Below are 25225 nucleotides of genomic sequence, written 5' to 3' on the forward strand. Positions count from 1 at the left end.
CGTGAACAAGCTGCTCGCCACCGGCCGCGGCGCGGCGCTGCCGCTCGCCATCCTGCTGCTCGTCGTCGTGATGGTCGTGCCGATCCCGGCGTTCCTGCTCGACATCTTCTTCGTCGCCAATATCGCGATCAGCCTTGCGGTGCTGATGGTGTCGCTCAACGCGCAGAAGCCGCTCGATTTCTCGTCCTTCCCGACCGTCCTGCTGTTCGCGACGCTGTTCCGCCTGGGCCTCAACGTCGCCTCGACCCGCATCGTGCTGGTCCACGGCCATGAGGGCGAGAGCGCGGCGGGCCATGTCATCGAGGCGTTCGGCACCTTCCTGATCGGCGGCGATTACGTCGTCGGCATCTTCGTCTTCGCGATCCTGATGATCATCAACCTGATCGTCGTCACAAAGGGCGCAGGCCGCGTATCGGAAGTCTCCGCGCGCTTCACCCTCGACGCGCTGCCCGGCAAGCAGATGGCGATCGACGCCGATCTCAACGCCGGCCTAATCACGCCGGAAGACGCCAAGAAACGCCGTGTTGAAGTCGCGACCGAGGCCGATTTCTACGGTTCGATGGACGGTTCGTCCAAGTTCGTGAAGGGCGACGCGGTAGCCGCGCTGCTGATCCTTGCCGCCAACATCATCGGCGGCCTGATCCTCGGCCCGGTCAGCCACGGCATGACCATCGCCGCTGCGGCGAAGGGGTATATCCTGCTGGCGATCGGCGACGCGCTGGTCGCGCAGCTGCCCTCGCTGATGCTGTCGATCGCCGCCGCCGCGATCGTCACCCGGGTGTCGTCGGACAAGGATCTCGCCGGCCAGATCGGCGGCCAGTTCGGCTCCCCGCGCACCTGGACGCCGGTCGCGATCATCCTCGGACTGCTCGGCCTGCTGCCCGGCATGCCGCACATGATCATCCTCTCCACCGCCGCGCTCGCCGGGTTCGCCGCATGGAAGCTGCGCCAGATCGAGCGCCGCCCCGTCGCCGCCACGCTGCCCGCCGTCGCCGAGGAACCCGCCGACCCGTCGAAGATCGACTGGGACGAGGTGACGGAGGGCATGCAGGTCAATTTTGACATCGGCTATGGGCTGGTGCCGCTGGTCGATCCGCGCCGCGGTGCGCCGCTGATGGGGCGGATCACCGGCGTTCGCCGCCAGCTGAGCCGCGACCTGGGCTTCGTAGTGCCGCAATGCCGGGTGCGCGACGACATCAACCTTGCGCCCTACACCTATCGCATCGTCGTCAACGGCGTCGTGCTGGGCGAGGATCAGGTTTCGCCCGACGAGATGCTCGCGCTCGATACCGGTCAGGCATACGGCGATCTCCACGGCAAGAAGGCCAAGGACCCGACCTTCGGGCTCGATGCGACCTGGATTCCCGCCGGCGATGCGGATGCGGCGACCGGCGCGGGGTTCCTCGTCGTCGACGCCGGCACCGTCATGGCGACGCACCTCAACCATGTGCTCGGCGCCAACGCCACCGACCTGCTGGGACCGGACGAGGTCCAGTCGCTGCTCGACGGGCTGAAGGAGCGTGCGGCGCAGCTCGTCGCATCGCTGACGCCCAATCCGCTACCGCTCACCACCCTCACCCAGGTCCTGAAGGGCCTGCTTGCGGAGAATATTCCGTTGAAGGAATTCCGTCGCATCGCGCAGGCGATCTCGGTCGCCGCCACGCGCAGCGCCGATGCCGAGGAGATCATCGAACTGATCCGTCCGGAGCTCGGCCCGCTGATCATCCAGAAGCTGTGCGGCGTGCGCGAGCCGTTGCGGGTGATGACGCTGGAGGGGCAATTGGAAGGACTGCTCGGCCAGGCGGCACGTGCCGACCAGTCGCGCCGCCATGTGATCGAACCCGACCTCGGCCGCCGCATCGTCGATGCGCTGCAACAGGCGGCGCAACCGCTGATCGCCGAGGCCAAGCCGTTCGCGCTCGTCGTCCAGCCCGCGATCCGCATCGCGATCCGCAAGCTGGTAAAGACCGTACTGCCCGATACGCCGGTGCTGTCGTTCTTCGAAGTCCCTGAAGAAAAGGCGGTCGAGGTCGTCGCGGTGATCGGTGGATCGCAGCAGCATCAGGCGCTGGCGGCATGAGCGCCGAACCGATGAAGCTGGCGTTCACCGACGCCCAGCCGGCCCCGGCCGCGCTGATCCCGGTCCAGCCGCTCACCTATTCGCGCGTGTCGCGGCCCGGCGGCGATCAGGAAACGATGATCCGGCAATATCTGCCGCTCGTCCGCCGCATCGCCTGGCACGTCCATGGATCGATGAGCACAATCGTCGATGTGGAGGATCTGGTGCAGATCGGCCTCGTCGCGCTGGTCGAGGCCGTGGGACAAGCCGCCGAGCAAGGCGCGCAATTCCGTGCCTATCTGCAAACGCGGCTGCGTGGCGCGATGATCGATGAATTGCGGCGACAGGCGACGACGACTCGCGGCGCGATGCGGCGACGCCGGCAATATCACGCCGCCATCGCCACGGTGACGGCAAGGACCGGCCGTGCGCCGGACGAAGCGGCACTCGCGACGGAACTCGGCGTATCCGTGGAGAAATTGCGTGCGGACTATGAAACGGCGGACGCGGTGAGGTTCGAATCGATGGACGAGGTCTATGCCGACGACCTGCCGTGGTTCGCCGACGACACACCCGACGCGTTCGAACAGCTGGCGGAGAGTGACCTCCGCGACACGCTGATCGCCGCGATCACATCACTGCCCGAACGAGAGGCGCAGGTGATCCAACTGTATTACGTCGAGGAATTGAACCTCGAGGAGATCGGGCAGGTGCTGGGCGTCGGATCGGCGAGAGTGTGCCAGATCAAGGCCGCCGCTCATGCAAAGTTGAAGAAGGCGCTGTCGAGGAAAGTATAGCCAAAGTCCTCCCCCGCGAGGGGGAGGACTATATCAGACCTAAGCCACCACGGCCTTCGACCGTGCGGCGAAGCTCTTCCTCAGCTTTTGCAACTTGGGCGGGATCACCGCCATGCAATACGGGTTCGAGCGGCCCGAGGTTTCCCAATAATCCTGGTGGTAACCCTCCGCCGGATACCATTCCGTCATCGGCTCGACGGTGGTCACGATCGGCTTTGACGATTCCGCCTGCGCGCGGTCGATCGCGGCGCGCATCTCGGCTTCCTGTGCATCGTCGGCCGGGAACACTGCCGAGCGATATTGCGTGCCGACGTCGTTGCCCTGCCGGTTGAGCTGCGTCGGATCGTGCGTCGCGAAGAAGATGTCGAGCAGGTCGCCGAGCTGCAGCTGTTCGGGATCGAAGCCGATGCGGATCGCCTCGGCATGGCCGGTGTCGCCGCCGCAGACCTGCTTGTAGGTGGGATTGGGCACCGAACCACCGATATAGCCGCTCTCGACGCTCTCCACGCCGATCACGTCCTTGAACACCGCCTCGGTACACCAGAAGCAGCCGCCGGCCACCGTCACATAATCCGTCATTACGCGTCTCCTTTGCTCCCCATGTAGGAACGGGCTAGAGCGCGCAAAAGGCGGGAGCAGATCAGGTGACGTTGAACGGCAAGGTAATGGTGACCGGCGGTGCCGGCTATATCGGCAGCCATGCAGTGCTCGCGCTGCTCGATGCGGGCTATGACGTGGTCGTGGTCGACAATCTCGTCACCGGCTTCGACTGGGCGGTGGATTCCCGCGCGACGCTGGTGCAGGCGAATATCGAGGACGATGCGGCGGTGCGTCGCGCGATCCGCGAGCATGGCGTGCGGGCGATCATGCATTTCGCCGGTTCGGTGGTGGTGCCGGAATCGGTCAGCGATCCGCTCAAATATTACCGCAACAACACCGCGGCGACGCGTGCGCTGCTCGAAAGCGCGGTCGTCGAGGGCGTGCCGCACTTCATCTTCTCGTCCACCGCCGCGACGTACGGCACGCCGGTGAAGGTGCCGGTGCAGGAAGGCGACCCGACCGTCCCGATCAATCCCTATGGCATGTCCAAGCTGATGACCGAGGCGATGCTGCGCGACGTCGCGGCGGCGCATCCGATCAACTATTGCGCGCTGCGCTATTTCAACGTCGCCGGCGCCGATCCCGAAGGCCGATCCGGCCAGTCGACGGTGGGCGCGACGCATCTGATCAAGATCGCGGTCGAGGCGGCGACCGGCAAGCGCGACGCGGTGTCGGTGTTCGGCACCGACTTCGACACCCCCGACGGCACCGGCGTGCGCGATTATATCCATGTCAGCGACCTCGCCGCCGCACATGTCGCCGCACTGGAATTGCTGGTCGCCGAGCCGACGCGCAGCCACACGCTCAACGCCGGCTACAATCGCGGCTTCTCGGTCAACGAAGTGCTCGATGCGGTCGATCGCGTCACCAACCTGACGATCCAGCGCCGCTACGAAGGGCGTCGTGCCGGCGACCCCGCCGCTCTGGTCGCGGACAATACAGCGATCCTTGCCGCCCTGCCCTGGCGTCCGCAACGCGACGACCTCGATACGATCGTCAAGGATGCGCTTGCCTGGGAACGCAAGCTCGCCGAGCGCAGCTAGCGCTCGCCGCCGATCGCCTGCCGTGCGCCGGCGGTCGCGGTCCACCAGCCGAAGGCCCAGAGCGTGCCGAAGCTCCACCCGGCCAGCACGTCGCTTGGCCAGTGGACGCCGAGGTACACGCGGCTGCACCCGATCGCGCCGACCAGCAGCACCGCGACCGCCAGCAGGTAGCGCCGCGCCGCGCGGCTCGGCGTCACCTGCCCCGCCAGCGTGGCGAGCGTCAGATAGATCACCGCACTCGACGTCGCATGGCCGCTGGGAAAGCTGTAGCCGCTGACGTCGACCAGATGCGGCACCAGATCGGGGCGTGCCCGCACCACCAGCCCCTTGATCACATCCACCGCCCAGCCGCCGGTCAGGCACGCCATCGCCGTCGCCAATGCGGTCAGCCACAGCCGCTGCATCAGCAGGAAGCCGACCACGACCGTCGCGAACAGCGTCAGGACGACACCGCCGCCGAGAGCGGTGATATCGGTCGCGACCTTGGGCAGCCACACCGGCCCGCCCCATTGGCGCAGGCCGACGATGATCCCGCGATCGAAAGCAAACGGATACCGGCTGGTCGCGAACGCCCCGGCGAGCAGCACGGCCAGCCCCGCGGCGATCAGGGCAAGGCCGACAAGCAAGGGCGGTATGCGCCGCTTGCCGGGCACGGTCGACATATCGGGTTCGGTCATCACGGCTCCCAACGCGTCGACACCGCTCCGGTGCCGGTCGGTACGTCGTCGGCATGGGAAACGTCGATGGTGGGTCCGCCGGGGCTCGAACCCGGGACCTCTCGATTAAAAGTCGCTTGCTCTACCAACTGAGCTACGGACCCCCGCCATCGATCCGGGGCAACTAGGGGCGGGCGCGCGGTCGGTCAACCGCATGTGCCAATTGACGCATGGTTCTGCCACTCACCGGGTCGCGCCAAGCGGGTGCGATGGTCGCCAGCGGCGTCAGTACGAAACTTCGGGTGCGCAGACCGGCATGCGGCACCGTCAGACGGTCGTCGCGCCACACGCCACCGGACCACAACAGGATATCGAGATCGATGACGCGCGCGCCCCAGCGCTGGCCACGACGGCGACCGAACGCGACCTCGATCGCCTTCAGCCGGTCGAGCAATGCGAGCGGGGATTCCATGGTCTCGATCAGCACGACCGCATTGGCGAAGCGTCGGATCGATGGGCCCAGGGGTGCGGACGTGATCACCGGCGATCGGGCGATGACGGTCCCCAACGTGGCGATAGCCGCCCTTACCTCGGCAACGGGACTGCCGTGACGGCCCCGCCGGTTCGACCCGATACCGATCGCATAGATTGCCGCCGTCATCGCCGCGCTTTAGGCGGAAACGATGACCTTAGCACCCAGCCTGTCCAATCCCGTCGAGCCGTCGCGCGATTGCCCCCGATGTCCTCGCCTCGTCGCAGCGCGCGACGCCCTGCGCGAACAGAACCCGACATGGTGGAATGCGCCCGTCCCTGCGTTCGGCGATCCCGATGCATGGCTTGCGATCATCGGTCTGGCGCCGGGTCTGCACGGCGCCAATCGCACGGGTCGACCGTTCACCGGTGACCATTCCGGTGTGCTGCTGTTTGCGACGCTGGGTCGGTTCGGGCTGGCGACGGGCACCTTTGCCAATCGTGCCAACGACGATGTCGTGCTGACCGGCGCGATGATCCTCAATGCGGTGAAGTGCCTGCCGCCCGCCAACAAGCCGACGCCGGAGGAAATCCGCACGTGCCGGCCGTTTCTGGACGGCGAGATCGCTGCACTCGCCAACGTCCGCGTCGTGGTGGCGCTGGGGCAGATCGCGCATCAATCGGCGGTAAAGGTTATGGGCGGGCGCCTGCCCAAGGCCAATTTCGCGCATCTTGCCGAACATCGCATGCCCGACGGACGCATGCTGATCGATAGCTACCATCCTTCGCGCTACAATCAGAACACCGGGCGCCTCGACGAAGCGATGTTCGATGCCGTGTTCGCCCGCGCGCTGGAGGTCCGTCAGCCTCTCTGATCGGGAATCAGCGAATCGACGCCCTTGGCAGCCACGGCCCAGCGGTACACCGCATCGGCGATATAGATGCGGAACTGCGTCGGATCGACGCGCACGTTCCGGGCGCCGCCGACGCAAACGCGTGCCCGGTCGATCAGGGCCGCCTGTGTATCGCTGATCCGCGCCGCGCCTTCGCTGGTAGCCAGCCGTACCGCGAGCCTCGGCTCGACCCGCACCATGCAGACCGCCACCTCGAAATACCGGAAATCGGTTGGCAGGCGGTGACGGTTGCGCGGCATTTCGCGCACATTGAAGCGCGACTGTACCGCGGGATCCTGCGTCTGGGCCCGCGTCAGCCGAAGCTCGGGGGCGAACCGGCGTAACGCCTCGATGGTGAATGCGCCGCGATCGTAGATCGACCATCCTAGCGGTGCGATGTCATTCGCACCCGACAGGCCTCTGCTGTCGCCCGAGTCGCCGAAGACCTGGGTATTCGCCGCCATCCGTTCCAGGGTCGACGCGCCGACCGTCGTGAAGCTCAACAGCGTCGGACTTTCCGAACAGGTGATATATGTCCGCTTCAGTCGGTCCTGCGCGACCGCATGCGTGGTCGTGTTGAACTCGCCGTCGACCACAGCCTTCAGGCGCGCCGTGCTGCCGATCTTGTTACGTGCAGCGCATTTGGCGATTCGTTCGGAATATTCGAACGCCTGACGGTTTTTGACTGCCGACGTCATGGTCGGATTGGAAACGCTGGTCTGGATATCCGGCCTGTCGCGATACCCTTCGACGAGGATGTCGTCCGGCTCCGAATCGGCGCCCCGGTTCGAGACGGTGCTGGGGGGCGCCGCCGTCTGTGGCGACCGGCCATCCTGCGCCTGCATTGGCGATGTGATCGCAAGCGTTGCGGCAATCGTCGCCGGGATGACGCTATTCGTCGCGAACCAGACGTTCATACAGCTCAGGCCTCCGATCACGGAAGAATCCGAAGGCAGCACGATGGCGTCGAATTCGCTCCAGATCAAGCGTCGCAACGATCACGTCTTCCTCCTCCCGGTCGAGTTCGGCAATGATGTCGCCGCGTTCGTCGGTGATGAAGCTGGTGCCGTAGAAGGTCTGGCCATGTTCGACGCCAATGCGGTTGGCGGCGATGACGGGGACGACGTTGGATACCGCATGGCCGACCATCGCACGCCGCCACAGGCGAGCGGTGTCGAGCGACGTATCGTGCGGCTCGCTGCCGATCGCGGTCGGGTAGAACAGCAGTTCGGCACCCATCAGCATCATCGCCCGCGCCGTTTCAGGATACCATTGGTCCCAGCAGACGCCGACGCCGAGCTTCCAGCCCGGCGCGGTCGGCGGCGCGGGCCAGACCTTGAAACCGGTGTTGCCGGGGCGGAAGTAGAATTTCTCCTCGTACCCGGGGCCGTCGGGAATGTGGCTCTTGCGGTAGACGCCCTGCACTTCCCCATCGGGACCGATCATCGCGAGGCTGTTGTAATAATGCGGGCCGTCGGCTTCGAAGAAGCTGGTCGGGATGGTGACCTTCAGCGCCTCAGCCAAGGCCTGCATCGCCAGCACCGCCTTGTGTTCGCCGACCGGAGCGGCGTTGGCGAACAGCCCTTCGTCCTCGACCCGGCAGAAGTACTCGCCTTCGAAGAGTTCGGGGGGCAGGATCACCTGCGCCCCCTGCCCGGCCGCTTCGCGGACGAGGCGGGAGACGTTGGTGATGTTGGCGTCGATGTCGTTGGAAAAGCCGAGTTGCAGGGCGGCGACGGTGATCTGGGTCATGGCGTGCATGTAGGGGCGGCGGGGCGTGTCGTCACCCCTTGAGGCGTGACCGCCCGGGCGGGGTGTCAGTTCCCCGGCGAAGGCCGGGACCCAGTTGGCAGGGCTTTCCGGACAAAGCGCCGGACGCCGTCACGGTCGTCGCGCAACTGGGCTCCGGCCTTCGCCGGGGAACTGCAGGAAGAGATGTTCGGCATGCCTACTCACACCTCCACCGGGATCTGTTGGCTGATGCAGTGGAAGCTGCCGCCGCCGGTCAGGATGTGGTCGGCGCGCAGGCCCACCGCTTGGCGATCGGGGAACAAGGCCTGGATCGCCGCCACGGCCGCGTCGTCGTTCTCGGTGCCGTAGACGGGTACGACCACCGCGGCGTTGCCGATGTAGAAGTTCATGTAGCTCGCCGGCACCACCTCTTCGTCGCGGAGGACGCGGCCGGGGGACGGGATCGGCACGACATCGAGGCCCGCCGCCTGGGCATCGCGGACGGCGTGCTGATAGACCTGCCAATTGGGATCGTTTTCCGCCGCTTGCGGAATAGCCAGCCGGCCCGGCGCGACGAAGCGGGCGAGGTTGTCGACATGGCCATCGGTGTGGTCATTGAGCAGCCCCTCACCCAGCCACACCACCTGCGTGAATCCGAGATCCTCGTGCAGCCGCGCCTCGATCTGGGTCTTGGTCAGGGTCGGGTTGCGATTGGGGTTGAGCAGGCATTGTTCGGTGGTCACGACGATACCGGTGCCGTCGCCGTCGATCGCGCCGCCTTCGAGCACCCAGTTGCAATAGCCGACCGGCTTGCCGCGCTGCTTGGCGAGCCGCAGCCCGATGGTGTCGTCGCCGGGCAAATCGTATTTGCCGCCCCAGCCGTTGAAACCGAAGTCGCGCGCGTCACCGTCGGCGAGCACGATCGGACCGGTGTCGCGCAGCCAGATGTCGCCGAACGGTTCGACGACGATCTCGGCGAACGGCGCCATCGCGGTCGCCGCGCTGCCCGCCTCGGCATCGGCGCAGACGAGGATCACGGTTTCGCCGCGACCATCGGCGTGGACCGCACGGGCGAAGGCGACCACTTCGTCGCGGGCCGGGTCGAGATCGTCCTCCCACAACTCGGGATGGCTGGGAAAGCCTATCCACACCGCGTGGTGCGGCGCCCATTCGGCGGGGGGAACGGCGGTCACTTGGCGGCTCCGGTCACCGTGGCCCGGCTCTTGTCGCGGATGCTGCGGAATTCGTCGCCGGGCATCCAGTTTGGCCATTCGCGGCTGTCGGCGAGATCGCGGCTCAGCATGTAATAGAGCGCCACGTCCTGCTGCACACCGCTCCAGTCCCAGGCGGGATTATATTCGTCGGAGGGCGCGTGGTAGCGATTCTCCTCGTAATCCTTCGCCGCGGCCTGGCCGGCGGCGAGGCCGCCCTTCACGAGGTTCTGGCCGGTTTCGAAATAGACCATCGGCACGCCGTGCTTGGCGAGGCTGAAATGGTCGGAGCGGTAATAGAAGCCCTTTTCCGGGGTGGGCTCCGGCGTTGCGGTGCGGCCCTGCGCCTTCAGCGCGGCGTTGAGATAGGTATCGAGCTGCGACTTGCCGGGGCCGATGACGATCACGTCCTTCGACGGGCCGTACATGGCGAGCGCGTCCATGTTGGCGCCGCCGACCGTCTTCGCGAGCGGATAGACCGGGTTCTCGCCATAATAGGCCGAGCCGAGCAGGCCCGATTCCTCTGCGGTCAGCGCGACGAACACCATCGAGCGGCGGGGTGCGCCGGCCTTCACGTTCGCCTCCGCCAAGGCGACCAGTGCGGCGGTGCCGTCGGCATTGTCGACCGCGCCGTTGCAGATGTCGTCGCCGTTCACCGGCGTGCAGCGGCCGAGGTGATCCCAATGCGCCGACAGCAGGACATATTCGTCGGGAGCTTCGCGGCCGGGCAGGATGCCGACGACATTGTGCGAGACCTGTTTCTTGATCTGGTTGTCGAAGCTGACCGAGGCCTTCACGCCCAGGGACACAGGCTTGAACCCCTTCACCTTGGCGGCGGCGGCGAGTTGGTCGAAGTCCTTGCCGGCGCTGGCGAACAAGGCGCGGGCCTTGTCGAGCTGCATCCAGCCGTGGGCGGCGGTGTCGTCCATATGGCCGTTGGCGGCATCGGCGACGTGCGCCGCGCCGGTGTTGCTCGACTGGACGACGTTCCAGCCATAGGCGGCGGGTTCGGTCTGGTGGACGATGAGTACCGCCGCCGCGCCCTGCCGTGCCGCTTCCTCGTATTTGTAGGTCCAGCGGCCGTAATAGGTCATCGCGCGGCCGTTGAACGGGCCGGTCAGCCCCTGCGTCTGCCAGTCGGGATCGTTGATGAGGACGACGACGGTCTTGCCCTTCACGTCGAGGCCGGCATAGTCGTTCCACCCCTTTTCGGGGGCGACGATGCCGTAGCCGGCGAAGACCATCTCGCTGTCCTTGACGTCGATATGCGGAGTGACGCGATAGGTGCCGACGACCATGTCGGGGCCGTAGGCGAGGGCGAGCGGGGACTTGCCGCCGGTGATCGTCAGCGGGGTGACGTTCTGCGCGGTGATCTCGACCAGCGGCACGTCCTGAAGCCACTGGCCCTTGTTGCCTGGCTTGAGGCCGGCCTTCTGGAACTGCTGTTGCAGGTAGGCGAGCGTCTTTTCCTCGCCGGCGCTGCCGGGCGCGCGGCCTTCGAACGCGTCGGAGGAGAGGGTCTTGGTCACCGCCTTCAGCGTGTCGACGGAGATTTGCGGGGCGGATTGGGCGAGCGCCACACCCGGAGTGGCGAGCAGGGCCGCAAGAACGAGACGACGCATCGGTTACTCCGCATGGATGGCAGCTTTGCCGGCCTTTTGCCTTCCGGGTGCAGTCTTGTCCACGGTTCGAAGAAGGCGGTTGCGCGCAAAGGCGCAGAGGACGCAGAGGGTTAGGCTTCCGGCGCGGGAGCGCCCTTACGACGGAGCGGGAAGCCGCCCGGCCTGACCCGAGGGCGAGGTCCGCAGTGAACGATGCGCGCGCCGCAAACGGGACATCTTTGCGTCTTCGCGCCTGCGCGCGAATCAAAAAGGGCGGCCTCGAGGACCGCCCTTTCATATTCCGAAACCGGAAGACCCAAATTATCGCGAGTAGAACTCGACGACGAGGTTCGGTTCCATCTTCACCGGGTAAGGCACCTCGTCGAGCGTCGGAACGCGGACGAAGGTGATCTTGGCATTGCCGTCCGGTGCGACGTAGTCGGGGATTTCGCGCTCTGCGAGGTTCTGCGCTTCGAGCACCAGCGCCATTTCCTTGGCCTTGGTACCCAGCGTGATCTCGTCACCGACGAAGCAGCGACGCGATGCGATGTTGCACTTCACGCCGTTGACGCGGATGTGTCCGTGGCTGACGATCTGGCGCGCGGCGAAGATCGTCGGCGCGAACTTGGCGCGGTAGACGATCATGTCGAGGCGCTGTTCGAGCAGGCCGATCAGGTTCTGGCTGGTATCGCCCTTCATGCGCGCGGCTTCGTGATAGCAGGCGCGGAACTGCTTCTCGGTCACGTCGCCGTAATAGCCCTTGAGCTTCTGCTTGGCGCGCAGCTGGATGCCGAAGTCCGACACCTTGCCCTTGCGGCGCTGGCCGTGCTGGCCGGGGCCATATTCACGCTTGTTGACGGGCGACTTGGGCCGGCCCCAGATGTTCTCGCCGAGACGACGGTCGAGCTTGTGCTTGGCGCTATGGCGCTTCGACATATTTTAATCCTTGGCAACTGTAACGACGTGGTCCCACCCCATGGCGAACCATGCGGCGGGGTTGATCCCGGTCTCGCTCTGCTGATCCCGAAAGAGGCAGGCCCATCGCTTCACCGGGGTGCGTGGGCTGTTGCGAAGGCGGGCGCCTAGCCGGAGCCTGTGGCCAAGTCAAGCTGGACAGGCACGGCGCGGGCCGTCACACGGCGGCCCATGACGACTGTTTTTCCAGGCCCCGACTGCACCACCATGAAGGAGGTTCGCGCCGGCGTCGACGCGCTCGATCGCGAACTGGTCGCGTTGCTGGCGCAGCGCTTTGCCTATATGGACGCCGCTGCGCGCATCAAGCCGGAGCGTGGGCACGTCCGCGACGAAGCGCGCAAGGCGGCGGTGATCGCCAATGCGCGCGCCGAGGCGGAGCGGCTGGGGCTGCCCGGTGGCGCGATCGCCGACCTGTGGGAACAGCTGGTCGAAGCGTCGATCGCCTATGAACTCTCCGCATTCGACGCACGCTGAGCCTCCACCCGACGTTCCTTCGCGCCGTTGAGCGCGGACAGAACGCCGCGCATCGTCCGCACCTCCTGCGAGGACCAGGCGGGTTTGGTCAGCAACGTGCGCAACGTGCGTTTCGAGGTCGCGACGCGATCGGGTGGGAAGAAGAAATTCGCGCGCTCCAGCATGTCATCGAGCTGGCCGATCATGCCCTCCAGCTCCTCCTGTGGCGCAGGCGGGTCGATCGGCGTCAGTGACGGCTGCGCCAGCGCCTGCCCCTTCGACCATTCGTAGGCGACGAGGATCACCGCCTGCGCGAGGTTGAGGCTGCCGAATTCGGGGTTGATCGGCACGGTCAGGATCGTGCGGGCAAGTGCGACATCTTCGGTTTCGAGGCCGGAGCGTTCCGGGCCAAACAAAAAGGCGGAGCGTTCGGGGGCGGCATGGACCTCGCGCGCTGCAACTTCGGGAGTGACCACCGGCTTGGTGACGCCGCGCTTGCGGACGGTGGTGGCGTAGACGTGGGCGCAATCCGCCACCGCGTCGGCGACGCTGTCGAACACCTGCGCCCGTTCGAGCACGATGTCTGCGCCGCTGGCGGCCGGACCGGCATTCGGATTGGGCCAGCCGTCGCGCGGCGACACCAGCCGCATCTCGGTCAGCCCGAAATTGAGCATCGCGCGTGCGGCCTTGCCGATATTCTCGCCCAATTGCGGGCGGACGAGGACGATGACGGGGTTCATTCGATGCGCCCCGCCTGTTCGACGGTGCCGGCGAATTCCTCGAAATCGCGGGCTTCGCTAAAATCGCGATAGACGCTGGCGAAGCGGATGTAGGCGACGGAATCGAGACCCTTCAGCCCATCCATCACCATCTCCCCGATCCGCTTCGACGACACTTCGCTCTCCCCCTGCGTTTCGAGTTGGCGCTGGATGCCGCTGACCAGCTTTTCGATGCGCACGGGCTCGATCGGGCGCTTGCGCGTGGCGATCGAGACGGAGCGGAGCAGCTTCTCGCGATCGAACGCCTCGCGCCGGACGCCGCCCGACGCGTTGCTTTTGAGCACCCACAAGTCGCGGAGCTGAATGCGTTCGAAGGTGGTGAAGCGCGCCGCACAGCCTTCGCACTGGCGGCGGCGCCGGATCGCCGCCCCGTCTTCGGTGGGGCGGCTGTCCTTTACCTGGCTGTCGTCATGGCCGCAGAAGGGGCATCGCATTCAGGTATTTAGTCCTTGCGCTTGGCATAGGCCACGCCGGCGCCGACCAGTGCACCAAGCACGGGGCCGACAAACGGAATCGGGATCGCCACGACGGCGCCGATCGCCCCGTATTTGGCCATCTTCTTGCCGAGGCCGGGGGTGTTCTTGACGGTGGCCTGAACCTCTTCGATCTTCGACATGGCTTATCCTTGATAGATGGGGAAGCGGGCGCACAAAGCGCGCACACGGGTCCGAACGTTCGCCTCGACCTCCGGGTCCCCGTGTTCGCCCTTCTTGGCCAGACCGTCGAGCACGTCAGCGACCATGTGGCCGATCTCGCGGAATTCGGCGGGGCCGAAGCCGCGGGTGGTGCCAGCGGGCGAGCCGACGCGGATACCGCTGGTCTTGACCGGCGGCAGCGGATCGTTGGGGATGCCGTTCTTGTTGCAGGTGATGCCGGCGCGCTCCAGCGCCTCGTCCGCGTCGCGGCCGGTGATGCCGAGCGGCGTGAGGTCGATCAGCGCGAGGTGCGTGTCGGTGCCGCCGGATACGACGTCGCTGCCGCGTTCCTTCAGCGTCGCCGCAAGAACCTTGGCGTTCTCGACGACGGCGGCGATATAGCTCTTGTAGCCGGGCTGCAGCGCCTCGCCGAACGCGACCGCCTTGGCGGCGATGACGTGCATCAGCGGGCCGCCCTGCAGGCCGGGGAAGACCGCAGAGTTGAACTTCTTGGCCAGCGCCTCATCATTGGTGAGGATCATGCCGCCGCGGGGGCCGCGCAACGTCTTGTGCGTCGTGGTGGTGACGACGTGTGCGTGGCCGAACGGCGTCGGGTGCAGGCCGGCGGCGACGATGCCTGCGAAGTGCGCCATGTCGACCATGAAATAGGCGCCGACCTTGTCCGCGATCTCGCGGAACTTGGCGAAGTTGATGACACGGGGGTAGGCGGAACCGCCCGCGATGATGAGCTTGGGCTGATGCTCGACCGCGAGCCGCTCGACCTCGTCATAGTCGATCAGATGCGTGACCGGATCGACGCCGTACTGGATCGCGTTGAACCACTTGCCCGACATCGCGGCGCGCGCACCGTGCGTCAGGTGGCCGCCGGCGTCGAGGCTCATGCCAAGGATCGTCTCGCCCGGCTTGACAAGCGCCAGCATCACCGCGCCGTTCGCCTGTGCACCCGAGTGGGGCTGGACATTGACAAAGCCGCAGCCGAAGATCTGCTTGGCGCGTTCAATCGCCAGCGTCTCGACCTCGTCGGATGGCGCGCAGCCCTGGTAATAGCGCTTGCCGGGATAGCCCTCGGCATATTTGTTGGTGAAGACCGACCCTTGCGCCTCGAGCACCGCCTTCGACACGATGTTTTCCGACGCGATCAGCTCGATCTGCGTCTGTTCGCGCTCCAGTTCGTGGGCGATGCCAGCGGCGATCGCGGGATCGGCATCGGCCAGGCTCTGCGAGAAGAAGCCGTCGTGGCGAATATCACTGAAATCGGTGGGCCGGGTGCTCATGGGTTCAGTCCTTTCGCGACAGTTTGTCGACGCGGTTCTGGTGACGGCCGCCTTCGAACGGGGCAGCGAGGAAAGCTTCGAGGCAGGCTTTGGCAAGATCGGGTCCGATCAGGCGCGCACCCATGGCCACGACATTGGCGTCGTTGTGGTGCCGCGCAAGGGCGGCGGACAACGGCTCGGAAACGAGCGCGCAGCGACATGCCGGATCGCGGTTTACCGCGATCGAGATGCCGATGCCCGATCCGCACAGCGCGACACCGAAGTCCGCCCCGCCCGACGCGATCGCCTCGGCGAGTGCGTAGCCGAAATCAGGATAATCGACGCGGGCATCGGTATCCGGCCCCAGATCGATCGTGTCATGGCCCAATGCCGCGGCGTGCTCGACCAGCAGCGCCTTCAGCGCGACGGCAGCGTGATCGGAAGCGAAGGCGATGCGCAAATGGACGTCCTGTGGCGAGACGGATCGGATGCAGCGCGCCTTAGCGATGGATCGCCGCAATTGCCAGAGTCGGGGCGGAACGCAGTGGGTCGTTCGCGCGCTTTGCCCGACAGCCGACTAAATCTGGGATAAGAACATGACGTATGACCATCGTTCCAGGACCGGCCATCGGCGTCGCTCCGCTACGGTCGGCGACGATGTCTGAGCGTCCCGCCGGGCGGAGTGCGACCGCTGTCGGCGAATCACCGCTGATCCTGGGCTATGCGGGGCTGCTGCCGCAGATCGCTGCGGCGGCGACGTGCTTCTTCGGTGACGCCAGCGACATCGGACCGATGTTCGCCTTCGGCTATGCCACTTTGATCCTGAGCTTCCTGGGCGGAATCTGGTGGGGTTTCGCGATGATGACGGCGGATGGTCAGGGGCGGATCGCCTGCTGGGCGGTGGCGCCGTCGCTATTCGGTGCCGCGCTGATCCTGCTGTCGATCGCCCATGTGCTGACGCTGAACTGGGCGCTGGTGCTGCTGGGATCGGCGGTGATGATGACCCTGCTGATCGACCGCCGTCTGGTCGAGGCGCATATCGCGCCGGAGGGCTGGCTGGCGATGCGCGTCCCGCTATCGATCGGCCTCGGCGCGCTGACGATCCTGTGCGGGATCATCTGCGGCGTATCGATGCCCTAGGCGGCCTTGCGCAGCTCCAGCCGGCTCCAGATCTCGACCAGCGCGTCGGTGAGTTCCCGCATCATTACCGGCGTATGGCTGGGGCCGGGCGTGAAGCGCAGGCGTTCGCTGCCGCGCGGCACCGTCGGGTAATTGATCGGCTGGACGTAGACGCCGTATTCGGCGAGCAGGATGTCGCTGATCCGCTTCGCCTTCACCGGATCGCCGACCATGATCGGCACGATATGGGTATCGCCCATCATCACCGGCAGACCGGCGTCGTCGAGCATCGTCTTGAGCAGCGTCGCCGAGGCCTGCTGCCCCTCGCGCTCGACGCTGGACGATTTCAGATGGCGGACGCTCGCCAGCACGCCCGCGACGAGAACCGGCGACAGGCTGGTGGTGAAGATGAAGCCGGGCGCATAGCTGCGGATGACATCGACGATCGTCTGGTCCGCGGCGATATAGCCGCCCATCACGCCGAACGCCTTGCCGAGCGTGCCTTCGATGATCGTCAGCCGATCGGCGACGCCTTCCTGTTCGGAAATGCCGCCGCCGCGCGCGCCGTACATGCCGACGGCATGGACTTCGTCGAGGTAGGTCAGCGCGTTATATTTATCGGCGAGGTCGCAGATCGCGGCGATCGGTGCGATGTCCGCTTCCATCGAATACACGCTTTCGAACGCGATCAGCTTCGGCACCGACGGGTCTTCGGCAGCAAGCAATTCCTCGAGATGCGCGAGGTCGTTGTGGCGGAAGATGCGCTTTTCGCAGCCCGAATTGCGGATGCCTGCGATCATCGAGGCGTGATTGAGTTCGTCCGAGAAGATCACGCAGCCGGGCAGTATCTTGGCAAGCGTCGACAGCGTCGCCTCGTTGGAAACGTAGCCGCTGGTGAACAGCAGCGCCGATTCCTTGCCGTGCAGGTCGGCGAGTTCGTGTTCCAGATCGATATGGTAATGCGTGTTGCCGCCGATGTTGCGGGTGCCGCCCGATCCCGCGCCGACGTCGTGCAGCGCTTCTTCCATCGCCTCGATCACCTTGGGATGCTGACCCATCGCGAGATAATCGTTGGAACACCAGACGGTGATCGGCTTCGGCCCATTGTGGCCGGCAAAGCAGCGCGCGTTGGGGAACATCCCCTTGTTGCGGAGGATGTCGATGAAGACCCGGTACCGGCCCTCGGCATGTAGGCGATCGATCGCCTGGGTGAAGACGCGCGTATAATCCACGCGCACGTCCGTGCCGTCGCTGCTCATGGGAAAGCCATGTAACCGCGCGAAGGGCGGGTTGCCAGTGGATAAAAGCGGTGAGCGTGATCGGGCGGGTGGGCATATTGTCCCACCCTGCCCCCGTTTGCCGTCACCCGGACGGCGGGATGGTCTACAGCGCTTCCATCTGTACGATGCCATAGCCTGCCAGCGCCGGGGCCAGCGCGCGTTCGGCATCGTCGAGGCGGGTGAACACCGCCCGGTGGTGCGGCGTGCCGACGGGCCAGTCCTGCCCCTGCGTCAGAAAGGCGATTCGCCGGGCGATTCCCGGACCGCCGTCGACGAAGTGCATCCCCGGCGGTGCCGCCGCCGCCAGTTCCGCCGCGACCAGCGGGAAGTGCGTGCAGGCGTTGACGATCACGTCGATCCGCTTGCCGTCGGGCTGATCGAACAGGCCCGAGAGCACGGCGCGATACCGCCCGGGATCGGTTGCGCGGCCGGCAAGCTTCGCCTCGGCGAGCCGGACGAGTTCGGCCGAGCCGTGGCGCAGCACGATGCAATCGGCTGCGAACCGCGCGGCGAGATCGTCGACATAGGCTTGGCGCACCGTCGCCTCGGTTCCCAACACGCCGATGACGCGGCTGCGACTCGCTTCGGCTGCGGGCTTGATCGCAGGCACCGTGCCGACCACGGGCACGTCGAGCGCGGCGCGGACGACCGGCAGGGCAATCGTCGAAGCGGTGTTGCAGGCGATCACCACCAGCCGCGGCCGATACCGTTCGACCAGTCGCCCGAGCAACGCCGGCACGCGCGCCGCAATCTCCGCCTCGCTCTTGACGCCGTAGGGAAAGCCCGCAGAATCCGCCGCATAGACGATCGGCGCGTGCGGCAGCAGCGCTCGTGTCGGTGCGACCACGGACAGGCCACCGACGCCGGAATCGAAGAAGAGGATCGGGCCGCCGCTCATGCGATCTGCCCTTAGAGCGGTCTCCGGCGACCGCAAGCACGTGGTCGCCAACGGGCTTGAGCGAAGTTGGTGCACCGCCATTGGCGCAACCGCACCGAACCGGCTATGATCGTCCTCGATACGAAGGGGCAGGCTTGCACACCGAGATACTCTGGGTCGCACCGACATGCGCGCTGTTGCTCGGCTATCTGCTGGGCTCCATCCCCTTTGGCGTGCTGCTGACGCGGTTCGCGGGCGCGGGCGACCTGCGCAGCATCGGCTCCGGCAACATCGGCGCGACCAACGTGCTTAGGACGGGGCGCAAGGGGCTGGCGGCGGCGACGTTGCTGCTCGACCTGCTGAAGGGCGCGGCGGCGGTGTGGCTGGCGGACTGGCTGTTCCCCGGCGACGGTGTAGTTGCCGCGGCGGCGGCGTTCATCGGTCACTGCTATCCGGTCTGGCTGCGCTTCAGGGGTGGCAAGGGCGTGGCGACGATGATGGGGATCGTGCTCGCGCTGCACTGGCCGATGGGGCTGGTCTATGCGCTCGTCTGGCTCGGTCTGCTCGCGACCGTCCGCATCTCGTCGGTCGCCGGCATGGCCGCGGCGGTCAGCGCACCGGTCAGCGGAGCGCTGTTCGGGCGGTTCGACATCGTGATGCTGGTGCTCGCGCTGGCGGCGATCGTGTTGTGGAAGCATGCCGAGAATATCGAGCGGCTGATCGCCGGCACCGAACCGCGGATCGGACGCAAGGACGCGATCGACGAGGCTGGTGCGCTTTCCGATGGCTGAGCGCGATGTCGCGCGCCTCCGACTGATCCGTACGCCGGGGATCGGTCCGGTCACCTATCGCCAGTTGATCGCGCGCTTCGGCACCGCCGCAGCGGCGCTGGAAATGCTGCCGACGCTCGCGCGTCGCGGCGGCGGGGCGGCGCCGACAATAGCCGATGCGGGGATGATCGCGCGCGAGATGGCGGCGACGGCGCGGCTCGGTGCGCACTACCTGTTCCTCGACGATCCCGACTATCCGGCGCTGCTGGCCGAGATCGATACCGCGCCGCCAGCGCTGATCGTGCGGGGCGACCTGGCGCTGACGCGGCAGATGTGCGTCGCGATCGTCGGCGCGCGCAATGCGTCGGCCGCGGCGTGTCGCTTCGCGCGGACGCTCGGCTACGAACTGGCGGCAGAGGGGGTGACCGTCGTCAGCGGGCTGGCGCGCGGGATCGACACTGCGGCGCATGTCGGCGCTATGCCGCGGACGATCGGCGTCATCGCCAGCGGCGTCGACGTGGTCTTCCCGCCGGAAAATGCCGGCCTGCAGGAACAAGTGGCGTCCGGGGGCCTGCTGATCGCCGAACAACCGCCCGGGACGCAGCCGCTTGCGCGCCATTTCCCGTCACGCAACCGGATCATCGCCGGGCTGGCGCTCGGCACGGTGGTGGTCGAGGCGGCGCCCCGCTCCGGATCGCTGATCACCGCGCGTCTGGCGAACGAGGCCGGGCGCGAGGTGATGGCGGTTCCCGGCAGCCCGCTCGATCCACGCGCGCAGGGCTGCAACCTCCTGATCCGCGAAGGCGCGACGCTGATCCAGACCGCCGCCGACGTGCTGGAACAGCTGCGCCCGATCGACCCACGCAGCGTCCGCATGCCTACGTCCAACTATGGCGGCCCGCCGCCGGCGGATGCGAGCGACGCCGATCGTGCGCGGATCGCCGGTTTGCTGGGGCCGGTGCCGGTTACGGTCGACGAGTTGATCCGCCAGAGCCACGTCGCCCCGGCGATCGTACAGACCGTGCTGCTGGAACTGGAGCTTGCCGGCCGGCTGGAACGCCACGCCGGCGGACGCGTCAGCCTGGTGTTGTGATCACCCTGCCGCTACGTCCTTGCGCGCCGCATAGCGCCCGATCAGCAGCGTGATGACCGGGCTGCCGAGTGTCAGCACCACCAGCGCGGCGACCCACGTCACCATCCCGGCGGCGAACGCGCAGACGCCGATCGCGATCGCGATCCAGCTGCGCCGCAAAAACGGCCGCATGTCCGCCACCGTCAGCCCGTCGTCGAGCAGCTCGGGCGAGGCGGCGATGCTGCGGATCAACTGGCGGTTGACCAGCCCCAGCACGATCAGCCAGCCGGTGTAGAAACCGATCCCGACTCGCAGCTGGACGTATTCGCTGATCACCGCCGTCGGGAATGGCATGAAGGCGACTGCCAGCAACAGCAGCAGGTTGACCGTCGTCAGCCGCCGGTTGCTCGCACGCAGCAATCCCATCACCTCGTGGTGCGTCAGCCAGAACCGGCCGAGCACCAGAAAGCTGACCAGAAAGCCGATGTAGTTCGGAATGAGGACGAGCAGCGCATTGCCGAGTTCGGGGCCGGTGGCGTGGTGCAGGTGCGGCAGCTTCACCTCGACCACCAGCAGCGTCATTGCGATCGCGAACACCGCGTCGGAAAAGAAGGTCAGTCGTTCCAGCTGTTTACGGTCGCGATCAACGCCATGCGTGGCGTCGATCATGCTGCCCCGCTCCGGCACGGCTTGCGCTTCCGGTTCGTCGAACCCCACATCATACCCCAATCCCGTTGACAGCCGCCCCATCGGCTTTCCACCCTCGCGCGTACACGTAAGGACGCTATTCCACCACCATGCAGCTCGTCATCGTCGAATCGCCCGCCAAGGCGAAAACCATCGAAAAGTACCTCGGTTCGGACTTCCGGGTCCTCGCCTCCTATGGTCACGTCCGGGACCTGCCGGCGCGCGACGGTTCGGTGAACCCGGACGACAACTTCGCGATGGAGTGGGAGAATTATGCGGACAAGTCCAAGCAGCTGAAGGCGATCGCCGACCTGTCGAAGATCGCCGACCGCCTGATCCTGGCGACCGATCCCGATCGCGAGGGCGAGGCGATCAGCTGGCACGTGCAGGAGGTGCTGCGCAACCGCAAGGCGCTGCCCAAGGACGTGCAGCGGGTGACATTCAACGCGATCACCAAGGCGGCGGTGACGACGGCGATGCAGAATCCGCGCGAGCTGGATACCGACCTGATTGACGCATACCGCGCGCGGCGGGCGCTGGATTATCTGGTCGGGTTCACGCTGTCGCCGGTGCTGTGGCGCAAGCTGCCAGGGGCCAAGTCGGCGGGGCGCGTCCAGTCGGTGGCGCTGCGGCTGATCGTGCAGCGCGAGCGCGAGATCGACGTGTTCAAACCGCAGGAATATTGGTCGGTTACCGCCGCGATGGAGCAGGACGGCACGCCCTTCGTCGCGCGACTGGTGCAGTGGGAGGGCAGGAAGCTCGACCGGCTGTCGATCGGTAACGAAGGCGACGCGCTGAAGGCGAAGACCGCGGTCGAGGAAGGCCGCTTCTCGGTCCAGACGGTCGAGACCAAGCCGGCGACGCGCAACCCGCCGCCGCCGTTCACGACATCGACGTTGCAGCAGGAGGCGGCGCGCAAGCTCGGCTTCTCGGCGGATCATACGATGCGGATCGCGCAGGGCCTCTACGAAGACGGCGCGATCACGTACATGCGGACCGACGGCGTGCAGATGGACGGCAGCGCGATTTCCGCTGCGCGGTTGGCGGTCGCGAACCGCTACGACGCGAGCTACGTCCCCGATTCGCCGCGCCAGTACCAGACCAAGGCGAAGAACGCGCAGGAGGCGCACGAGGCAATCCGCCCGACCGATTTCGGCAAGGATCGCGCCGGTTCGGGCGATCACGGCCGGCTGTACGAGCTGATCTGGAAGCGCGCGCTCGCCAGCCAGATGGCCTCGGCGCGGATGGAGCGCACGACGATCGAGATGGCGGACGGCACCGGGCGCAACGTGCTGCGCGCGACGGGTCAGGTCGTGCTCTTCCCGGGCTTCCTCGCCTTGTACGAGGAGGGCTCGGACGATACGCAGGACGAGGAGGCGCGTCGCCTGCCCCGCCTGCGCGAGGGCGATGCGCCGGCGAAGAAGAGCGTCGATGCCGAACAGCATTTCACCCAGCCCCCACCGCGCTTTTCGGAAGCGTCGCTGGTCAAGCGGATGGAAGAATTGGGGATCGGTCGCCCGTCGACCTATGCCTCGATCATCAAGACGTTGAAGGACCGCAATTACGTTCGGGTCGAGAAGAACCGGTTCTTCGCGGAGGAGAGCGGGCGACTGGTGACGGCGTTCCTCGAGCGCTTTTTCGAGAAGTACGTCGGGTTCGATTACACTGCCGAACTGGAGGAGGAACTGGACGACGTGTCCGGTGGCCGTGCGCAATGGCAGGCGGTGCTGGATGCGTTCTGGCGCGACTTCAAGCCGCGCACCAGTGAGGTCATGGAGCAGCAGCCGTCGGCGATCACCGCGGAACTGGACACGTTCCTCGCGCCCTATCTGTTCCCCGACAAGGGCGACGGCACCGATCCGCGGCTATGCCCGAAGTGCGAGGCGGGCAAGCTCGCGCTGCGTGGCGGCAAGTTCGGCGCGTTCATCGCCTGCTCGAATTACCCGGAGTGCAAATACACCCGCCGCTTTGCGCAGCCCGGCGGCGAGGAGGGTGAGGACAGTGGCCCCGAGGGGCTTGGCAAGGACCCCGCGACGGGGCTGGAGGTCGAACGCAAATCGGGGCGGTTCGGGCCGTACATCCAGCTGGGCGAGGGCAAGGAGGCGAAGCGCGCGTCGATCCCCAAGGACCTGCCCGGCGACCTCGATCTGGAATGGGCGCTGAAACTGCTCAGCCTGCCGCGGACGATCGGTGCGCATCCGGAGACGGGCGAGCCGATCACCGCCTCGATCGGACGCTACGGGCCGTATCTGGCGCATTCCGGCAAATACGCTCGGTTGCAGTCGACCGCCGACGTGTTCGAGACAGGGATGAACGCCGCGGTGGTGAAGCTGGCCGAGGCGGCTGCGGGTGGTGGTCGCCCGGCGCGCGGGGCTGCGCGTGCGCCGTTGAAGGAACTGGGCAAGCATCCGCGGACGGAGCTGGAGATCAAGCTGATGGAGGGGCGTTATGGCCCCTACGTCACCGATGGCGAGACGAATGCGACCTTGCCCAAGTCGATCACGCCCGACGCGCTGACGCTGGAAGAGGCGGCGCAGTTGATCGACGATCGTGCTGCCGCCGCGCCGGCGAAGGGGAAGAAGAAGGCCCCGGCCAAAAAGGCTGCGGCGAAGAAGCCTGCTGGGAAGGCGGCGGGGGCGAAGGCTGCGCCTGCGAAGAAACCGACGGCGAAGAAGGCACCGGCGAAGAAGAAGGCCGCAGAGTAACCACTCTCCTCGTCATCCCCGCGCAGGCGGGGATCCATAACGGCTGACCATTCGGCGCCATCGTCGACGGATCGACTATGGATCCCCACCTGCGCGGGGATGACGAAGATTTGATGAGGTGGACTCACGCACGCCCCGTCATCCCGGCGAACGCCGGGACCCATGGATGCGGGACGATGGTGGTACGCGTGACGGTAGCGGCGCCCCTCCATGGACCCCGGCGTTTGCCGGAATGACGCAGAGGGGTGAGCGACCGCCGAAATTACGCAGCGCGGCGTTGCGTCATGCCAAGCCAGGCGCGGGCCTGGCGTTGGGCTTCGGCGATTTCACGGGCAGTCATGTCTTCGGCGACTTCGGCGCGAGCATCGACGGCTTCGGCCAGACCCGCAACCGCGGCCAGATTGAACCATTTATGCGCTTCGATCAGATCGATACCCGCCCCCGCGGTCCCGGTCTGATAGCAGACACCCAGATCAAACAATGCATCGGGTCGGCCCCGCATCGCATCCTCGATCCGACTGTCTAAAAGAAACTGCGCACTCTTGAAACTCTGGCCCATCGGTAACCCCCTATTTTCATGAGGGCACCTTGCGGTGATTCGTACTACGAAATGGTTAACGTAAATAAAACCAGATCGATCAACAATTTGCCTCGATAGCCACATTGTCGATCAGCCGTGTCGTACCCATTCGCGCCGCTGCCAGCAGCCTGCGGGGACGATTCGGCGCCGGATTCGCCGCCAGCGTTTCGGCATCAGCGAGTGCAATATAATCGACCTCGAACCCCGCTGCGACCAGCATCGCCCTCGCCTCCGCCAGCGCCGCATCGTCGTCGTCGCCGCGTCCGATCGCCCGCGCCGCCACGCCGAGCGTACGCGGCAACGCCACGGCCTTCGCCCGCTGTTCGTCATCGAGGTAGATGTTGCGCGATGACAGGGCGAGACCGTCGTCGTCGCGCTGCGTCGGAACGCCGACGATCTCGATCGGCATGTCGAGGTCGGCGACGAAGCGACGAACGACGGCAAGCTGCTGGTAATCCTTCTCGCCAAAATAGGCGATGTCGGCACCGGTCTGGTTGAACAGCTTGGTAACGACTGTTGCGACGCCGTCGAAATGCCCCGGCCGCGCCGCGCCGTCGAAGCCTTCGCTGACACCGCCGACGCTGATGTTGGTCGCAAAGTCCGCCGGATACATGGCCTCGACCGGCGGCAGCCACAGCAGGTCGCAGCCGTGCTCGGCAAGCAGCCGCGCGTCCGCCGCCTCACGCCGGGGATAGCGCGACAGATCCTCGTTCGGGCCGAATTGTTTCGGGTTGACGAAGATCGATGCGATCACCTTCGTCCCCGATCGGCGGGCCGCCTCGACCAGTGCCATGTGGCCGGCGTGCAGCGCGCCCATCGTCGGGACCAGCGCGATATCCGCGCCCTCCGCGCGGAACGCAGCCACGGCATCGCGCAGGGCCTTCAACTCTCGAACCTGCTGCACCGTTTAACCCCTCGAACATTGAGCGCGCGGCTTCTATGAAGAGGGAAGACAGC

Annotated in this window: 27 protein-coding genes and 1 tRNA gene; 9 read left to right on the forward strand and 19 right to left on the reverse strand. The window is 66.3% G+C overall.

Going from position 1 to position 25225, the window contains the following annotated elements; translation table 11 throughout:
• Position 1: 1 nt before the first annotated feature.
• Positions 2-2080: a flagellar biosynthesis protein FlhA gene (flhA, locus tag LRA87_RS10255; protein WP_230631363.1), complete on the forward strand. Its 2079-nt coding sequence runs from the start codon at positions 2-4 to the stop codon at positions 2078-2080.
• On the forward strand, positions 2077-2856 hold the full coding sequence (gene fliA / locus LRA87_RS10260) for an RNA polymerase sigma factor FliA (protein ID WP_230631364.1): 780 nt from the start codon (positions 2077-2079) through the stop codon (positions 2854-2856). The genes flhA and fliA overlap by 4 nt, the downstream gene beginning before the upstream one ends.
• Positions 2857-2895: 39 nt before the next feature.
• Here the strand turns inward: fliA and msrA are convergent, their stop codons facing one another.
• Positions 2896-3435 (reverse strand): peptide-methionine (S)-S-oxide reductase MsrA, encoded by a 540-nt coding sequence (gene msrA / locus LRA87_RS10265; protein WP_230631365.1) that lies wholly within the window; start codon positions 3433-3435, stop codon positions 2896-2898.
• 86 nt (positions 3436-3521) lie between these two features.
• On the opposite strand from msrA, the gene galE reads away from it, so the two are divergent.
• Positions 3522-4499, forward strand: a complete 978-nt coding sequence (gene galE, locus LRA87_RS10270) for a UDP-glucose 4-epimerase GalE (RefSeq protein WP_230632232.1) — start codon at positions 3522-3524, stop codon at positions 4497-4499.
• On the opposite strand, the gene LRA87_RS10275 is transcribed toward galE, so the two are convergent.
• From LRA87_RS10275 to folK, 3 genes are all read right to left on the reverse strand, one after another.
• A complete protein-coding gene (locus LRA87_RS10275; RefSeq protein ID WP_230631366.1) occupies positions 4496-5176 on the reverse strand; it encodes a phosphatase PAP2 family protein in 681 nt (226 codons plus the stop codon). The genes galE and LRA87_RS10275 overlap by 4 nt on opposite strands.
• Before the next feature lie 67 nt (positions 5177-5243).
• A tRNA-Lys gene (locus LRA87_RS10280) sits at positions 5244-5319 on the reverse strand.
• Positions 5320-5339: 20 nt separating this feature from the next.
• On the reverse strand, positions 5340-5816 hold the full coding sequence (gene folK, locus LRA87_RS10285) for a 2-amino-4-hydroxy-6-hydroxymethyldihydropteridine diphosphokinase (RefSeq protein ID WP_230631367.1): 477 nt from the start codon (positions 5814-5816) through the stop codon (positions 5340-5342).
• A 22-nt stretch (positions 5817-5838) separates the two neighbouring features.
• On the opposite strand from folK, the gene LRA87_RS10290 reads away from it, so the two are divergent.
• Positions 5839-6501, forward strand: a complete 663-nt coding sequence (locus LRA87_RS10290) for a uracil-DNA glycosylase (protein ID WP_230631368.1) — start codon at positions 5839-5841, stop codon at positions 6499-6501.
• On the opposite strand, the gene LRA87_RS10295 is transcribed toward LRA87_RS10290, so the two are convergent.
• The 5 genes from LRA87_RS10295 to rpsD all read right to left on the reverse strand — a co-directional run bounded on the left by LRA87_RS10295 (position 6489) and on the right by rpsD (position 11998).
• A complete protein-coding gene (locus LRA87_RS10295; RefSeq protein WP_230631369.1) occupies positions 6489-7436 on the reverse strand; it encodes a hypothetical protein in 948 nt (315 codons plus the stop codon). The two genes, LRA87_RS10290 and LRA87_RS10295, sit on opposite strands and share 13 nt — an antisense overlap.
• On the reverse strand, positions 7411-8271 hold the full coding sequence (gene aguB / locus LRA87_RS10300) for an N-carbamoylputrescine amidase (protein ID WP_230631370.1): 861 nt from the start codon (positions 8269-8271) through the stop codon (positions 7411-7413). The genes LRA87_RS10295 and aguB overlap by 26 nt, the downstream gene beginning before the upstream one ends.
• A gap of 200 nt (positions 8272-8471) precedes the next feature.
• On the reverse strand, positions 8472-9443 hold the full coding sequence (locus LRA87_RS10305) for an agmatine deiminase family protein (protein ID WP_230631371.1): 972 nt from the start codon (positions 9441-9443) through the stop codon (positions 8472-8474).
• Positions 9440-11083, reverse strand: coding sequence for a M28 family metallopeptidase (locus LRA87_RS10310; RefSeq protein WP_230631372.1), 1644 nt, complete (start codon positions 11081-11083; stop codon positions 9440-9442). Before LRA87_RS10310 ends, LRA87_RS10305 begins: the two co-directional genes overlap by 4 nt.
• Before the next feature lie 300 nt (positions 11084-11383).
• The gene (gene rpsD, locus LRA87_RS10315; RefSeq protein ID WP_230631373.1) at positions 11384-11998 is read right to left on the reverse strand and encodes a 30S ribosomal protein S4; all 615 of its coding nucleotides are present in this window, start codon (positions 11996-11998) and stop codon (positions 11384-11386) included.
• Between the two features lie 210 nt (positions 11999-12208).
• On the opposite strand from rpsD, the gene LRA87_RS10320 reads away from it, so the two are divergent.
• Entirely contained in the window at positions 12209-12511 is a 303-nt protein-coding gene (locus tag LRA87_RS10320; protein WP_230631374.1) for a chorismate mutase, read from the forward strand.
• On the opposite strand, the gene LRA87_RS10325 is transcribed toward LRA87_RS10320, so the two are convergent.
• Genes LRA87_RS10325 through LRA87_RS10345 form a run of 5 tightly spaced genes read right to left on the reverse strand, consistent with a single transcriptional unit; the run spans position 12481 to position 15638 of the window.
• On the reverse strand, positions 12481-13230 hold the full coding sequence (locus LRA87_RS10325) for an RNA methyltransferase (protein ID WP_230631375.1): 750 nt from the start codon (positions 13228-13230) through the stop codon (positions 12481-12483). The genes LRA87_RS10320 and LRA87_RS10325 overlap by 31 nt on opposite strands.
• Entirely contained in the window at positions 13227-13703 is a 477-nt protein-coding gene (nrdR, locus tag LRA87_RS10330; RefSeq protein WP_230631376.1) for a transcriptional regulator NrdR, read from the reverse strand. Before nrdR ends, LRA87_RS10325 begins: the two co-directional genes overlap by 4 nt.
• A gap of 8 nt (positions 13704-13711) precedes the next feature.
• Complete coding sequence (locus LRA87_RS10335; protein WP_166753199.1) at positions 13712-13885, reverse strand: small multi-drug export protein; 174 nt, start codon at positions 13883-13885, stop codon at positions 13712-13714.
• 3 nt (positions 13886-13888) lie between these two features.
• Positions 13889-15199 (reverse strand): serine hydroxymethyltransferase, encoded by a 1311-nt coding sequence (glyA, locus tag LRA87_RS10340; protein WP_230631377.1) that lies wholly within the window; start codon positions 15197-15199, stop codon positions 13889-13891.
• 4 nt (positions 15200-15203) lie between these two features.
• Positions 15204-15638 carry an RpiB/LacA/LacB family sugar-phosphate isomerase gene (locus LRA87_RS10345; RefSeq protein ID WP_230631378.1) on the reverse strand — a complete coding sequence of 145 codons (435 nt, stop codon included), beginning with the start codon at positions 15636-15638 and terminating at the stop codon, positions 15204-15206.
• A 197-nt stretch (positions 15639-15835) separates the two neighbouring features.
• Between LRA87_RS10345 and LRA87_RS10350 the strand changes: the two genes are divergently transcribed.
• Positions 15836-16318: a DUF3429 domain-containing protein gene (locus LRA87_RS10350; protein WP_230631379.1), complete on the forward strand. Its 483-nt coding sequence runs from the start codon at positions 15836-15838 to the stop codon at positions 16316-16318.
• Here LRA87_RS10350 and hemA read toward each other — a convergent pair.
• Both hemA and murI read right to left on the reverse strand, forming a co-directional pair.
• Positions 16315-17556 (reverse strand): 5-aminolevulinate synthase, encoded by a 1242-nt coding sequence (gene hemA, locus LRA87_RS10355; protein WP_329958590.1) that lies wholly within the window; start codon positions 17554-17556, stop codon positions 16315-16317. The genes LRA87_RS10350 and hemA overlap by 4 nt on opposite strands.
• A 124-nt stretch (positions 17557-17680) precedes the next feature.
• Complete coding sequence (gene murI / locus LRA87_RS10360) at positions 17681-18475, reverse strand: glutamate racemase (protein ID WP_230631380.1); 795 nt, start codon at positions 18473-18475, stop codon at positions 17681-17683.
• A 134-nt stretch (positions 18476-18609) separates the two neighbouring features.
• Here murI and plsY point away from each other — a divergent pair, with 134 nt between their 5' ends.
• On the forward strand, positions 18610-19245 hold the full coding sequence (gene plsY, locus LRA87_RS10365; RefSeq protein ID WP_230631381.1) for a glycerol-3-phosphate 1-O-acyltransferase PlsY: 636 nt from the start codon (positions 18610-18612) through the stop codon (positions 19243-19245).
• Positions 19238-20317 (forward strand): DNA-processing protein DprA, encoded by a 1080-nt coding sequence (gene dprA / locus LRA87_RS10370; protein WP_230631382.1) that lies wholly within the window; start codon positions 19238-19240, stop codon positions 20315-20317. The genes plsY and dprA overlap by 8 nt, the downstream gene beginning before the upstream one ends.
• Here dprA and LRA87_RS10375 read toward each other — a convergent pair whose 3' ends face one another.
• Positions 20318-21046 carry a TMEM175 family protein gene (locus LRA87_RS10375; RefSeq protein WP_230631383.1) on the reverse strand — a complete coding sequence of 243 codons (729 nt, stop codon included), beginning with the start codon at positions 21044-21046 and terminating at the stop codon, positions 20318-20320.
• Between the two features lie 47 nt (positions 21047-21093).
• Here LRA87_RS10375 and topA point away from each other — a divergent pair, with 47 nt between their 5' ends.
• Positions 21094-23688, forward strand: coding sequence for a type I DNA topoisomerase (gene topA / locus LRA87_RS10380; protein ID WP_230631384.1), 2595 nt, complete (start codon positions 21094-21096; stop codon positions 23686-23688).
• A 262-nt stretch (positions 23689-23950) separates the two neighbouring features.
• Here the strand turns inward: topA and LRA87_RS10385 are convergent, their stop codons facing one another.
• Both LRA87_RS10385 and panC read right to left on the reverse strand, forming a co-directional pair.
• Positions 23951-24247 (reverse strand): hypothetical protein, encoded by a 297-nt coding sequence (locus tag LRA87_RS10385; protein WP_230631385.1) that lies wholly within the window; start codon positions 24245-24247, stop codon positions 23951-23953.
• A 79-nt stretch (positions 24248-24326) separates the two neighbouring features.
• Complete coding sequence (panC, locus tag LRA87_RS10390; RefSeq protein WP_230631386.1) at positions 24327-25172, reverse strand: pantoate--beta-alanine ligase; 846 nt, start codon at positions 25170-25172, stop codon at positions 24327-24329.
• Between the last annotated feature and the right edge of the window lie 53 nt (positions 25173-25225).

Source organism: Sphingomonas sp. Leaf37 (assembly GCF_920939475.1).
Classification (GTDB): domain Bacteria; phylum Pseudomonadota; class Alphaproteobacteria; order Sphingomonadales; family Sphingomonadaceae; genus Sphingomonas.

Excerpts from the sequence above, each read along its gene's own strand:
- fliA (WP_230631364.1), top strand. The coding sequence starts at position 2,077 with ATGAGCGCCGAACCGATGAAGCTGGCGTTCACCGACGCCCAGCCGGCC.
- msrA (WP_230631365.1), bottom strand. The coding sequence starts at position 3,435 with ATGACGGATTATGTGACGGTGGCCGGCGGCTGCTTCTGGTGTACCGAG.
- galE (WP_230632232.1), top strand. The coding sequence starts at position 3,522 with ATGGTGACCGGCGGTGCCGGCTATATCGGCAGCCATGCAGTGCTCGCG.
- LRA87_RS10275 (WP_230631366.1), bottom strand. The coding sequence starts at position 5,176 with ATGACCGAACCCGATATGTCGACCGTGCCCGGCAAGCGGCGCATACCG.
- folK (WP_230631367.1), bottom strand. The coding sequence starts at position 5,816 with ATGACGGCGGCAATCTATGCGATCGGTATCGGGTCGAACCGGCGGGGC.
- LRA87_RS10290 (WP_230631368.1), top strand. The coding sequence starts at position 5,839 with ATGACCTTAGCACCCAGCCTGTCCAATCCCGTCGAGCCGTCGCGCGAT.
- LRA87_RS10295 (WP_230631369.1), bottom strand. The coding sequence starts at position 7,436 with ATGAACGTCTGGTTCGCGACGAATAGCGTCATCCCGGCGACGATTGCC.
- aguB (WP_230631370.1), bottom strand. The coding sequence starts at position 8,271 with ATGACCCAGATCACCGTCGCCGCCCTGCAACTCGGCTTTTCCAACGAC.
- LRA87_RS10310 (WP_230631372.1), bottom strand. The coding sequence starts at position 11,083 with ATGCGTCGTCTCGTTCTTGCGGCCCTGCTCGCCACTCCGGGTGTGGCG.
- rpsD (WP_230631373.1), bottom strand. The coding sequence starts at position 11,998 with ATGTCGAAGCGCCATAGCGCCAAGCACAAGCTCGACCGTCGTCTCGGC.
- LRA87_RS10320 (WP_230631374.1), top strand. The coding sequence starts at position 12,209 with ATGACGACTGTTTTTCCAGGCCCCGACTGCACCACCATGAAGGAGGTT.
- LRA87_RS10325 (WP_230631375.1), bottom strand. The coding sequence starts at position 13,230 with ATGAACCCCGTCATCGTCCTCGTCCGCCCGCAATTGGGCGAGAATATC.
- nrdR (WP_230631376.1), bottom strand. The coding sequence starts at position 13,703 with ATGCGATGCCCCTTCTGCGGCCATGACGACAGCCAGGTAAAGGACAGC.
- LRA87_RS10335 (WP_166753199.1), bottom strand. The coding sequence starts at position 13,885 with ATGTCGAAGATCGAAGAGGTTCAGGCCACCGTCAAGAACACCCCCGGC.
- glyA (WP_230631377.1), bottom strand. The coding sequence starts at position 15,199 with ATGAGCACCCGGCCCACCGATTTCAGTGATATTCGCCACGACGGCTTC.
- LRA87_RS10350 (WP_230631379.1), top strand. The coding sequence starts at position 15,836 with ATGTCTGAGCGTCCCGCCGGGCGGAGTGCGACCGCTGTCGGCGAATCA.
- hemA (WP_329958590.1), bottom strand. The coding sequence starts at position 17,556 with ATGAGCAGCGACGGCACGGACGTGCGCGTGGATTATACGCGCGTCTTC.
- murI (WP_230631380.1), bottom strand. The coding sequence starts at position 18,475 with ATGAGCGGCGGCCCGATCCTCTTCTTCGATTCCGGCGTCGGTGGCCTG.
- dprA (WP_230631382.1), top strand. The coding sequence starts at position 19,238 with ATGGCTGAGCGCGATGTCGCGCGCCTCCGACTGATCCGTACGCCGGGG.
- LRA87_RS10375 (WP_230631383.1), bottom strand. The coding sequence starts at position 21,046 with ATGGGGCGGCTGTCAACGGGATTGGGGTATGATGTGGGGTTCGACGAA.
- topA (WP_230631384.1), top strand. The coding sequence starts at position 21,094 with ATGCAGCTCGTCATCGTCGAATCGCCCGCCAAGGCGAAAACCATCGAA.
- LRA87_RS10385 (WP_230631385.1), bottom strand. The coding sequence starts at position 24,247 with ATGGGCCAGAGTTTCAAGAGTGCGCAGTTTCTTTTAGACAGTCGGATC.